This is a genomic window from Nitrosopumilus sp. Nsub, assembly GCF_001541925.1.
In the GTDB taxonomy this organism is placed as follows: Archaea; Thermoproteota; Nitrososphaeria; order Nitrososphaerales; family Nitrosopumilaceae; genus Nitrosopumilus.
Map to the genome: position 1 here is coordinate 1 of NZ_LQMW01000010.1, position 11,371 is coordinate 11,371.

At 32.7% G+C, this 11,371-nt stretch carries 14 protein-coding genes and 1 tRNA gene; 7 read left to right on the forward strand and 8 right to left on the reverse strand.

The features are described 5' to 3' along the window. The 3 genes from AW732_RS02145 to pstC all read right to left on the reverse strand — a co-directional run. Positions 1-652 (reverse strand): phosphate ABC transporter ATP-binding protein (locus AW732_RS02145; protein WP_082697395.1); only part of this gene is annotated, 652 nt, incomplete at its 3' end. 95 nt (positions 653-747) lie between these two features. After that, positions 748-1,674, reverse strand: a complete 927-nt coding sequence (pstA, locus tag AW732_RS02150; protein WP_253805534.1) for a phosphate ABC transporter permease PstA — start codon at positions 1,672-1,674, stop codon at positions 748-750. After that, positions 1,671-2,645, reverse strand: a complete 975-nt coding sequence (gene pstC / locus AW732_RS02155; RefSeq protein ID WP_067957886.1) for a phosphate ABC transporter permease subunit PstC — start codon at positions 2,643-2,645, stop codon at positions 1,671-1,673. The genes pstA and pstC overlap by 4 nt, the downstream gene beginning before the upstream one ends. 113 nt (positions 2,646-2,758) lie before the next feature. Here pstC and pstS point away from each other — a divergent pair, with 113 nt between their 5' ends. Together pstS and AW732_RS02165 are read left to right on the forward strand one after the other, a co-directional pair. Next, entirely contained in the window at positions 2,759-4,114 is a 1,356-nt protein-coding gene (gene pstS, locus AW732_RS02160) for a phosphate ABC transporter substrate-binding protein PstS (RefSeq protein ID WP_067957889.1), read from the forward strand. A 187-nt stretch (positions 4,115-4,301) separates the two neighbouring features. After that, complete coding sequence (locus AW732_RS02165; protein WP_067957892.1) at positions 4,302-4,778, forward strand: hypothetical protein; 477 nt, start codon at positions 4,302-4,304, stop codon at positions 4,776-4,778. A gap of 2 nt (positions 4,779-4,780) precedes the next feature. Here the strand turns inward: AW732_RS02165 and AW732_RS02170 are convergent, their stop codons facing one another. Continuing rightward, the gene (locus AW732_RS02170) at positions 4,781-5,140 is read right to left on the reverse strand and encodes a tetratricopeptide repeat protein (protein WP_067957895.1); all 360 of its coding nucleotides are present in this window, start codon (positions 5,138-5,140) and stop codon (positions 4,781-4,783) included. A 14-nt stretch (positions 5,141-5,154) separates the two neighbouring features. After that, positions 5,155-6,615 (reverse strand): peptidase, encoded by a 1,461-nt coding sequence (locus AW732_RS02175; RefSeq protein WP_253805535.1) that lies wholly within the window; start codon positions 6,613-6,615, stop codon positions 5,155-5,157. 166 nt (positions 6,616-6,781) lie between these two features. Between AW732_RS02175 and AW732_RS08665 the strand changes: the two genes are divergently transcribed. Then, positions 6,782-6,925 (forward strand): hypothetical protein, encoded by a 144-nt coding sequence (locus tag AW732_RS08665; protein WP_172790372.1) that lies wholly within the window; start codon positions 6,782-6,784, stop codon positions 6,923-6,925. A gap of 38 nt (positions 6,926-6,963) precedes the next feature. On the opposite strand, the gene AW732_RS08670 is transcribed toward AW732_RS08665, so the two are convergent. Continuing rightward, positions 6,964-7,107 carry a hypothetical protein gene (locus AW732_RS08670; protein WP_172790373.1) on the reverse strand — a complete coding sequence of 48 codons (144 nt, stop codon included), beginning with the start codon at positions 7,105-7,107 and terminating at the stop codon, positions 6,964-6,966. Between the two features lie 49 nt (positions 7,108-7,156). Then, on the reverse strand, positions 7,157-8,041 hold the full coding sequence (locus AW732_RS02180) for a hypothetical protein (RefSeq protein ID WP_067957898.1): 885 nt from the start codon (positions 8,039-8,041) through the stop codon (positions 7,157-7,159). 111 nt (positions 8,042-8,152) lie between these two features. Here AW732_RS02180 and AW732_RS02185 point away from each other — a divergent pair. From AW732_RS02185 to AW732_RS08510, 3 genes are all read left to right on the forward strand, one after another. Further along, a tRNA-Glu gene (locus AW732_RS02185) sits at positions 8,153-8,227 on the forward strand. 289 nt (positions 8,228-8,516) lie between these two features. Next, a complete protein-coding gene (locus AW732_RS02190; protein WP_067957900.1) occupies positions 8,517-8,954 on the forward strand; it encodes a universal stress protein in 438 nt (145 codons plus the stop codon). 341 nt (positions 8,955-9,295) lie between these two features. After that, positions 9,296-9,436 (forward strand): hypothetical protein, encoded by a 141-nt coding sequence (locus AW732_RS08510; protein WP_156416050.1) that lies wholly within the window; start codon positions 9,296-9,298, stop codon positions 9,434-9,436. A 553-nt stretch (positions 9,437-9,989) separates the two neighbouring features. Here the strand turns inward: AW732_RS08510 and AW732_RS02195 are convergent. Next, positions 9,990-10,616: a hypothetical protein gene (locus tag AW732_RS02195; protein ID WP_067957903.1), complete on the reverse strand. Its 627-nt coding sequence runs from the start codon at positions 10,614-10,616 to the stop codon at positions 9,990-9,992. Between the two features lie 487 nt (positions 10,617-11,103). Here AW732_RS02195 and AW732_RS08515 point away from each other — a divergent pair, with 487 nt between their 5' ends. Next, complete coding sequence (locus AW732_RS08515) at positions 11,104-11,280, forward strand: hypothetical protein (protein WP_156416051.1); 177 nt, start codon at positions 11,104-11,106, stop codon at positions 11,278-11,280. Positions 11,281-11,371: the final 91 nt, after the last annotated feature.

Sequence of the window (11,371 nt, forward strand, 5' to 3'; positions counted from 1 at the left end):
AAACCCTAAGTGCTTGCTGCATGTTATGTGTTACAATAATTATTGTATAATGTTTTTTTAATTCGATAATTGTTTGCTCAATTTTTTGTGAAGCAATTGGGTCTAGTGCAGATGCTGGCTCATCCATGAGTAATACTTCGGGTTGTATGGCAAGCGCTCTTGCAATACACAGTCTTTGTTGTTGTCCTCCTGATAATGCAACTGCAGGTTTTTTCAACTCATCTTTTACCTCGTCCCAAAGATATGCCATTTTTAGTGAATCCTCTACAATTTCATTTAAAATACTCTTGTCTTTTACACCGTTGAGCTTCAATCCTGCTGCAACATTGTCCCAAATTGACATTGTTGGAAATGGATTTGGTTTCTGGAACACCATTCCAATTTTCCTTCTTTGTAAAATTGGATTGATGTGTGAATCGTAAACATTTTCTCCATCAATAATGATCTTGCCTGTAACTTTTGCACCTTTTGTTAAATCGTGCATTCTGTTAATAGTTCGTAAAAGGGTGGTCTTTCCACATCCTGATGGACCAATTAATGCTGTAACTGCTTTGTCTGGAATTCTCATGCTGATATCTTTGATTGCCTTTTTTCCATTGTATGATACAGCCAAATTTTCAATTAAAACTTTGTATTTACCATCATTTGTCATGTCATTTGGTATTTCTTTTTCTGGCTCATTTCTTTTTGTTGATGGTTGTTCATCATTTTTCATTGCGTTTAAGACATCCAAGGCACTCATTTCCATTATTTTTTACCTCCTGTTATACGCATAAACATTCCAAGTGAACCCGATCCCCCTTTCCTATAAAGAACAAGATATCTGACACTCATGTTTAGTACAAGAAGTATTGTAATTAATACTAGTGCAGCACCCCAACCAAACATAACTGCCTCATCATATGGTAAAAGTGACAACCTCCAAATTGTCAATGGAAGTGCATCCATTGCAGTCTCTGTACCTCTAAACCATCCTTTACTTCCTAAAATTGTCATGATTAGTGGTGCAGTTTCTCCTGCAATTCTTGCAACTGCCAACATTATTCCTGTAATTATTCCTCCTTTTGCAGCTGAAAGTAAAATTTTTACAGTGACAACTGCTTTTGGAAGTCCTAACGCATGTCCTGCCTCTCTATATGTATCTGGAATTAATTTTAATGCCTCTTCTGTAGTTCTTGCAATAATTGGGAACATGATTAGTGAAAGTGCAACTGCACCTGCCCATAAATTGAATTTTCCTAGAACTAGAACAATAAACAAAAATGCAAAAATTCCAAATACGATTGATGGAAATTGCATCATTACATCATTGAAAAATCTAATTAGTTTTCCAACCCTTGAATTTGCATATTCAGATACATAAATTCCAGACAAAACTCCTATTGGTATTCCTATGACTGATGTCATTCCAATCATTATGAATGTGCCTTGAATTGAGTTTGCAATTCCTCCTTCTCCAGAACCTGCAGCTCCTGGTAATGCAGTTAGAAACTCAAATGAAATTATTTCAATTCCCATTCTTACAACATCAGCTAAGATACTTCCAAGCGGAATAATGGCAATAACAACACATGCTATGACAATTATCTTGACAATCTTGTCGGTCACCATTCTTTTTCCAAGATTATCTTGGAAGTAGTTTCTAAATTCTAGTCTGCGTTCTGAACTACTCAAAATCCTTTGATACCTCCTTCGTGTGCATTTGTAACTCTACGAATAATCAGATGCGCGCATACATTCACTGCTAGCGATACAAACAAGAGAATTAATCCCAATCCAATTAGCGCTGGAAAGTACATTGAAACAGGTGATGCTTCATTAAACTCATTTGCAATAATACTTGCAAGTGAATTTCCCTGCTGGAAAAATCCAAATGGAAATGCCTTTGGTCCAACTGCATTTCCAATTAACATTGTAACTGCCATGGTTTCTCCAACTGCTCTTCCTAATCCTAAAATTGATGCACCAATCAAACCTGATTTTGCATATGGCAACACTGACATTCTAAATACCTCCCACTTTGTGGCACCTAGCATGTATGCTGCCTCTCTTTGAATTGCAGGAACTGCCAGTAAAATTTCACGTGAAACTGCAGAAATTGTAGGAATTATCATGATTGCCAATACAACACTTGCAGTCAGTATGTCAAGTCCAAATGGTGCATCTCTGAACAAAAAGATATGTTCGCCTAATGCTTCATGTGTAGGACTTTCAAACCAATCTTTGAAAACTATCCTGAATGTAAACAAACCCCATAATCCATAGATGATACTTGGAACTGCGGCTAACAATTCTACTATAAATGAAATTGGTTCTCGAATACTTGTAGGTGCAATTTCTGAAAGAAACATTGCAATTCCAAGGCTAAGTGGAACTGCAATACATAATGCAATTAATGATGTCACTAACGTTCCTGCTATGTATGGTAATGCACCAAAGGCTTCACGACCTTCTACAGGATTCCACCTATCTCCTGTTACAAATGATAATCCTTCTTTTTCCCAGATTAACCAAGAATCTGATAACAATTGACCAAAAATTAATACCATGATCAGTAAAACAAACGCACCTGCACAAGTAGCTGTAATTTTAAAAATACGATCCCAATGAAAATTTTTTTTCTTTGCTAATAGATCTCTTGACAACGCTTACACATTTTTATTATTTTTGAAGTAATTACATTGGATCTACATTGTCTATATAGTACAATATACCATACATTGATCATTGCTATATGCAAAATTGATTACAAGAAATTATGACAAAAACTGTTGCAATCACTACATCTTTACTAATGATAATTCTTATGATGCCCGCATCTGCCTTTGCAACATCACCTGTTGAGCCCGATCCAAATGCAGATGTACAAATTGATGCAGCCGGTGCATCTTTTCCATTTCCATTAATTGATCTATGGAGAGTTGAATACGGAAAATTATATCCAAATGTTCAATTGAATTATCAATCAATAGGCAGCGGTGGCGGTGTCAAAAATCACATATCTGAAACTCTAATTTTTGCTGCATCTGATGCTCCACTAAAACCAAAAGAGATGGAAGCTGCACCAAACACACTACACATTCCCGAAGCAATCGGTGCAGTAACTATTGCATATAATTTGCCTGGCATGTCCGAATCAGAACTAAAACTTACTGGTGAGGTTATTGCAGACATATTCTTAGGAAAAATTACAAAATTCAATGATCCTGCAATTCAGAATTTGAATCAGGGGGTTTCATTACCTGATGAAGATATTGTAGTTGCACATCGTTCTGATGGTGCTGGCACAACATTCGTTTTTGTCTCATATTTGGCAAAAGTTAGTCCGGAATGGGATGAAAAAGTAGGTGTTGGAAAAAGTGTTGAATGGCCAGCAGGTATTGGTGGAAAAGGCAACGAAGGTGTTGCAAATATCATAAAGACAACACCATATTCAATTGGATATATTGAACTTGCATATGCATTTCAAAATGATATCCCTTATGCGGCAGTAGAAAATGCTGATGGAACCAACTTTGTTCTACCATCAATGCAAAGCATTGCTGCTGCTTCAGCAGGTGCTGCACCAACTCTTCCACAGGCACATGAAAGTTGGTATGGAATAAGTATAATCAATGCACCTGGAGATAACTCATATCCAATATCGACATTTACTTACTTGCTAGTATATGAGAATCTCAATAATGTCACAAATGATCCTGATACTGCACAATCACTAATGCACATGATTCACTGGATGATTACTGATGGCCAAAAATTCAATGAAAGTTTACACTATGTTCCAATTGCACCTGAAGTACAAAAAATAGGAATTGATGGTCTGAAAAGAATTCAATTCAATGGGGAATCTGCTTGGATTGAATCTGATACTTCATCACACGTGCAGTCTATTGTCCCCGAACAACCTACTGTTACTAAAGAATCTGTACCTCAAACATATGAGCAACCAATGGTTGTTCAACAAACAACCAATCAATCGCTTAGTTCTGAAATGGAATTATTGTCTTTTTACATAACTGCTCTAATTGCCTTGATAGCTATTGCAGTAATTCTCGTCATAATTCTAATCATTGTCAACATGTCACTAGTTGCATCAATCAAGAAAAAAATCTAACACAAATAATTAAGAATCATAATCAATTTGTATGAAATGTCATGTAAGATGTAACAATATACCTAAAGAAGAGATAATTTAGAATGTTTGACCTGCCTATAAGTTCTATTATCCTTATTTTTGCCATTTAATCTAGGAAAGTTCAAAAAAATTAATGATTATAAAGGAATTTTTCAGATATCATTTAATGATATTTACAGAATTAATTACAGATTTACAAAATGAACTAAAACGAGAATTAGCACAAATCAGATTTTTAATTAAAAAGAATCCAGGTTTAGGATACAACAGAATTGTTGAAATTGGAAAAGAAGTAGGCAAGATGTACAATATCAAACTCATTGTAAACTTTCCAAAAGAAGGGAGAATAGAAGAATATGAGATGTATGGAAAAAGAGATCTTAGTTTAATTGTAGATTATGATCGAAAAAGATTTCCAATGGATAGAGAAATTATCAAACAAAAAGCAGTTGAGATGTTAGGAGATGTAAAAACAGAGGACGCATACATGTATGAAAATAAAGAAGGTGTCAGAGTTTTTACAGATGACTGGAAAATTGATATTTTACCACATTCAGTGCACATATGGACTGAATTTGATGAAAAAGTTACAGCATTTTGTAATTGGTTAATGGAAAATGCATACGAAATGAAAAAGAAATGAGTTTATAGGTTTTCTAATTGTTCAAGTAAAGATTCAGCTTCAGAATTTTTTGGATTCAATTTTAAAACTCGTTTACAACAATCGATAGATTCATCTTTTTGCTGTAATGCTAAATGGACATTGGTTTTCAAAGTAAGCATTTCTACATCATCAGGATTTAATTGAAAAGATTTTTCAAAATAAGGTAAGGCTTTTTTTGCATCATCTACAATAAAGAAAATACTGCCCATTATGAACATAAAATCAGCATCATCAGAATAATCAGGCTCCAAACTTTTACCAAATGCTATTGCATCATCATATTCACCGTCTTTAACTAATTTCTTTAATTTACGTTTTGGTTGTTTGAATAGACCTGCCATTTCTTATCAAAAGATTATTGTGGAACGTTCATTATTCCTTCTTTAATTAAGAATTGAATTCCTTGGATAAATGAATTATCGTCAATTGTTCCATCAGCCCACCAGCCTGCATTGTTTTTAATCCATGAAGGAATTTCATCAGAAGCCCCACCTACTCCCTGTGTAGTTTTTGGTATTGTCATTATTCCTTCTTTAATTAAGAATTGAATTCCTTGGATAAATGAATTATCGTCAATTGTTCCATCAGCCCACCAGCCTGCATTGTTTTTAATCCATGAAGGGATTGCCGGAGTTTCAACAACAGATTGGGTTCCATCGGATGCAGATATTGGAACTTCAATTTTCAAGAAATCAGGTGCCGTGGATGGATAAATTCCATCAGGAGATAAACCATAAACCCAAATCACATAGTTTGCAGTTCCAGGATCCTCTTTTACAATCATATCCATCACATATACACCAGAAGGAGAATAGAGATTGGTCCTTCCCTCATCTTGAGCAAGTGAACGTAATGGTTTCATATTATCATCAACGGTAAGGAAATCAAATTGAACTTGGTTCAAGTATTCAGTATCATCATATTTGCTGATAAATTTTATAATCCAAGACATTTCACATCCTTGAATAGGATATTCAGGTCCATAAAATGCATGTATTTGATAATCAAAATTTACAGTTGGTTTTTTGATAGATACTTCTTTTTCATAATTTACATCACATCCTTGTGCTGCAAATGTATCTGCAGTTGGAGTAATTCCATCAAAAGGACTTTCAATCATATTCTCTTGATAATCTAATAATTCAAAACGATATTCAGGAGGAGGGATTCCTTCAGAAACGTGTGTGTATGTTGAAGCTTTTACAGGAAATGGAAAACCGTCAACAATCCAAACTTTACTCATTGCTCCACCTGTTTTCCAACCAACTACAACAGCATCCCACAATCCAGATTGTGTTTTGACACTTTCTATAGACATTGGTACAACTTGCTCACCACCGATATTTCCAATCTTTCCCCAAGACTTTGCTGCAAATTCTTTTGGACCTTTACCACCTGAACTTCCATCAGAAGTTGCAAAAGCAGACAACCAAGCAATAGAAGATTTGAATGCACCACGGTATATTCCCAAGTCTTCACTTCCACCTGTTGGTTCTGGAGCAATTTTACCTAATTCCATAGTTCCAACTAAAACTTTGTTACCATCAAATACAGCAACTTCAGCTAACCACTTTGTTTCGGTTCCAACTGTAATGTCACCTTTAATCCACATATCTAGTTCAAATTGTGCACATTCCTTGTAATCTACATGACACATTGAATATGAGAAATAATCACCTTTTTTCAAACCCTCACCAGCATACCATGCACTACCTGCTGGAAATTCATCAGATGTTACACCGCCAGATTGAAACTGGGCAAAAGATGATGTTGGTAAAAAGAAAGTAACTACCAATATGGCCATTAAACCTATCATTAAAGGAGAATGTGTCAAATCTAAAAAAAATTGTCCAAACGGATAGTTAAACGTTATTCAAAATCTTAAAAAAATGCAATAATATACTAGTAATTTCAATGCAAATAGGCAAATATAGAGGAATATTTGAAAAAAAGTAGAAATGTGTGAATGTTCCAAAGTACACTTGTTTGAAGTTGAGTTCAAATTAGATGGCATGACAGTTGTTCCTACTCACAAAAATTGCGGTTTTGGATTAGATGAAAAACAAGCAGACAAGTTCCAAAAAGAGTTAGTAAAATCTTGGGGATTCGAGGAAGAAGAAGATTAATTTTAAAAATAAAAAGTTAGAATGTAATTTCTATTCAATTACATATCTTTTGTAGCTTCTTTACATACATCTGTTGAACAGTTGCAATCTGAGCTACATATGCAATGACCTTGCATTGCACAATCACATGAGTAATCTGGATCTCCGCTATCAGCTTCGCATCCACATGCTTGATCTACCATGATAAATCTTAATTTTACTTATTTTAAAAGGTTAGTACAAAACAGTAAATCAAGCATGTGTAAGAGATTCTAAAAGTTCATTACAACTAGTCTGAATTGTATCAACTTGCTGTAATAATTGATTTGGATCAGACTCAATATCAAATGCAATTTTTAAGATATGAATTAAATCCTGTTTTCGATTTAATTCATCCTTTATCTTAGAAAAATTCTCTTTATTGACATAACCAAGATAGAAATAACAATCAGAAAGCATTGAATTTTCTAAAAAATATTCATATTTTTTTTGGATTAATTCAGAATGATTATTTTGTTCAATCAAATCAGAGAATCCAATAGAGGATTTGAGCATGCGTTCTAACAATGTAGGAGTTGCTCTTTCAATACCAATGGTTTGAAGGACATTAGAAATGTGATTGTTGATAGGATTTTTCTCAAAATTTCTAAGCAAATCAAGCATATGTGAAGGGCTTGAATGAGAATTGTTTAATGAAGTGATAGCGTCTGCCAAGTAATAAGATGCACATTTTTGCCAACAGGCTGCAAAATTATCATTATTTTGAATTGCATCTTTTGTTTTTTGGCAACAAAAAATAGATTCAATTAAAGAATTTTTAGCAGAATCAGAATATAACAAATTACGTTTTTCAGAAATTTTTGAAAGAAATATTTTCAAATTCCAAGAATCATCTTGTAGAATTTTTAGATCATCATATTGAAGTAGTTTTTTTGTATTTTTTTCAGATAATGATGCGTGATGAATTGTGATTAAATTACCTTCAAATGAAATTATTTCATTATTTGAAGAATTTTCATCAAAAACCACAATATCGTAATCACAAGAATCAAAAAAATAATCCATAGTCCTACATCCACCTAACCCAATTGGGAAATCAGATAATTCTTGATTCTGAATAAATTTTTTAAAATCCATATGATTTGATTTGTTAGTTTTTTCTATAAAGGAGTCAAGTTACAAAGTTTTACAATTTCATTCAAACTCAAAACATTTCCTTTAAATTAAGATTGAATGATTTTTGAACAGGCTCCTATAGTGTAGTCCGGTTAAGCATTTTGGCTTCTCAAGCCAAAGACTCGGGTTCAAATCCCGATGGGAGCATTATTCATTTGGTTCAGTACTCCAACAATTCTCACGCCTGTGAGATATTGGAGTATTGGACTCAGAAGATACTTTCCGATGAGAGTTTGATTTAGTTCCAAACATCATCAACACTAATTGAAAATTATTTTGATCAACATCAGGATTACGCCTTTTGAAACATCTAATGCTCTATGACTTGCAAAGAGGGTTTTGTTCACAATTATGCCTATTTTTCAAGGATTATTCATCAAAAATAATCCAGATGGAATAGGATGGTATTAATTTACAATTACTGTGAACTAAAAATATGCCATTTCGTAAAGTAGCTGTTGCAATTATCACCCCAACACATACCAAAAAATCCTTTGAACTTGGTCTTGAAATGGCTAAAAAATTTGATTCAGAATTGACGGTGATAGAATGTATGTACAAAACTCCGCCAAAATTTTATTTTTTTGAAACAAAATCTGACAAAAAATTAACAAAAAATCAGACTACAAAATTAAAAAAGGAATTAGAAAACTGGAAAGGAATTGCTCAAAAACAAGGAGTTCCAATTAAGACAAAATTAGCATTAACTGAGAATATTTCACATTGGGTAATTGATTATGTTAAAGAAAATAAGATTGATTTGTTAATTGTCGACTATCCAAAATTATCCATAGAAGAAATAACACTTTTTGATGACATCATAAATGAAATTCATCATAAATCCCATTGCCATATTTTAACAACTAAATCTTAATAGTTCATAGATTTCACATTCACAAAGTCAACTAACATTTGCCTTGATTTTTTTGAAATTCTTTCTGATTTTAAAAAACGAGTATTACATCACCATATGTGATTTTAGGGCGGAGTGAGTTTTTTGAGATATCTCTAATTGTTTAGTTTGTCATGTTGATATTTTTTCATATTAATGGTACAGTCCAAACACGATATACTATCGTGTGTTGTTTTCATGTTTTAGATTAGGATTTGAGGTATTTTAGATTTGATCAAGGTCTTATGATTTCTATATAGTAGACAACATACTACATAAACTAATCAGAATCAACATAAGTAAAAATTTAGAAAATACAATGTATGGAAAACGAATATGAAAAAATCAAATCAAAAGAGTTTCACGTAGACGATCTAGATGATGTTGACGCTCAAGTCGACGATTTAGATGATATTGACGATGAAACAGATTTTTGGTTTGAGGATACGGTATTAGCCGCATAATGGGTGTGAGAGTTTAGAACATACATTTTCATGCCTATTTTTCAAAATTATTTCTGATTTTAAAAAACGAGTATTACATCGCCATATAGGATTTCAGGGTACAGTGACTTTTTTTATCTATTCAAAATAACTTGATGGCAATCAACTTTCAATATTGAACCACACCATGTAAACACCCATACAAAAATCACAATTACTGAAACAATCCAGATTAGAAATTTCCATTTAAAACTCAATTTTTTTAATTTATTCCACATTGCTTTTCATGTAATAACCAACGTGTCTTAAGTAAATCGGGGATAGATAAGACTATTGTTTGTTCCATGTACTTTATGCAAAAAGATTATGCCGTTTAACGAAAGAAGAGTAAGACATCAACATGATCATCATAGGAAATGTGTTTGGCATGTTGCTCACTTGGTAACTATGGAACACTTCTTTTGAGACGCGAAAGATAATACCTCTATCCAAATAATGACTTTGGTAAAGAGTTAATTAATTTAGTTAAACTCTACACATGAATTCCATATTGGAAGTGTTTTATTTTTTAAAATTATTGACAGTTATTATGTAATTTCCACATTTCAGGGTCATGTCCTTGAGGAATATTTTTACAAGGATCATCTAAAGTATACCCTCTCAATTCATTGTATTTTTGAATCTGTTCTAAAGTCAAAACATCCATCATTAAGAGATGGGATTGTAAATGAACATTACGTAATTTGGCATAAAATTCTGCGCTTTCATGAATTTTTTCTTTTAGATTAACCTCATTAATTACGCCTTCAGAGAACTTTTCATCCAGGTGGGTTTCAATTGAGATTATTTTATTTCCTAAAATTTTTGCCTCTGAATTCATTTCTTGATAGATATGTTCAATTTGTTTAGTTTGTGAATCAGTTAACTCCATCTGGTGTGCTAAATCAAGCACATGTCGTGGACCCGGATAACCATTCAACTCGGCAAGTTTTGCCATTCCTCCAAATGGAGTTCCAGTACCATCTTTCAAACCGTTAATATCATCTGTAGAAAGGGATTTAATTTCTCTTACATGTTCTCCGGCATATGGCGACGTCATATTACCATGTAAAGAATTTTGAGAAACAAAATCATATGTAAAAAAACCTACAACAACAATTACAATTACAATTATAACTGCAATAATTACTACAGGTTTCATTTTATTTTCTAAGAATTTGGGTTATTTATCAAATCGGTTCTGATTCTCAACACTGATCGATAATTATTTTCATATGTTATTTTTTAGATTTTGTGATACTTGGTTTAAAATGCAATTATGCGTATTGTAAAATATGCAAGTAGTTCGAGAACAAAAAAATACAAAAGAAAGGATATTTCTTTTTGTAGGGATTCTAGCAGCATTGGGATTAGCAATTATGCTACTTCCATAATTTTTTTTGAAATTATGGTGAATCAGATTCTAAATTATATCTTCTTCACTTATTTTTAGTGGAAAGACTGAAAGTTATTACAAATTCTAGTAAAAAGAATTCCTACACATTAAATTCAATTAGTTGCAACCTCATAGTTTAGATTTGTATTATTCTATGTTACAAAATTAATTTGATTTACAAGTTTCATGGATGCAGTAATTTAATTTCTATATCTTTGAAAAATCTTTTCTTGATTTACTATACAGTACAATCATGATTGCAGTAATTATTGCAAAAATACTCAAAGCAACACCAAGTGTAAAACTATATTCTGATGCAGGATATGCTGAGGACAATATCAGTTGGATGACTAGTCCAATTCCACCTAAACCCATCATCAACAAGATTTTTTTATTGATAGGAGGTTTGGACGAGGACACAAATCCTTAAAAAAATTAAAATCAATTAAAAATTATCTTTTTTTAAAAAATCAATCAAATATCATAAAAATCAACATTCAAAGTATGAAATTATAACATCA

Coding starts and splice junctions, on each gene's coding strand:
- pstS (WP_067957889.1), top strand. CDS start 2,759: ATGACAAAAACTGTTGCAATCACTACATCTTTACTAATGATAATTCTT.
- AW732_RS02165 (WP_067957892.1), top strand. CDS start 4,302: ATGATATTTACAGAATTAATTACAGATTTACAAAATGAACTAAAACGA.
- AW732_RS02170 (WP_067957895.1), bottom strand. CDS start 5,140: ATGGCAGGTCTATTCAAACAACCAAAACGTAAATTAAAGAAATTAGTT.
- AW732_RS02175 (WP_253805535.1), bottom strand. CDS start 6,615: ATGATAGGTTTAATGGCCATATTGGTAGTTACTTTCTTTTTACCAACA.
- AW732_RS08670 (WP_172790373.1), bottom strand. CDS start 7,107: ATGGTAGATCAAGCATGTGGATGCGAAGCTGATAGCGGAGATCCAGAT.
- AW732_RS02180 (WP_067957898.1), bottom strand. CDS start 8,041: ATGGATTTTAAAAAATTTATTCAGAATCAAGAATTATCTGATTTCCCA.
- AW732_RS02190 (WP_067957900.1), top strand. CDS start 8,517: ATGCCATTTCGTAAAGTAGCTGTTGCAATTATCACCCCAACACATACC.
- AW732_RS08510 (WP_156416050.1), top strand. CDS start 9,296: ATGGAAAACGAATATGAAAAAATCAAATCAAAAGAGTTTCACGTAGAC.
- AW732_RS02195 (WP_067957903.1), bottom strand. CDS start 10,616: ATGAAACCTGTAGTAATTATTGCAGTTATAATTGTAATTGTAATTGTT.
- AW732_RS08515 (WP_156416051.1), top strand. CDS start 11,104: ATGATTGCAGTAATTATTGCAAAAATACTCAAAGCAACACCAAGTGTA.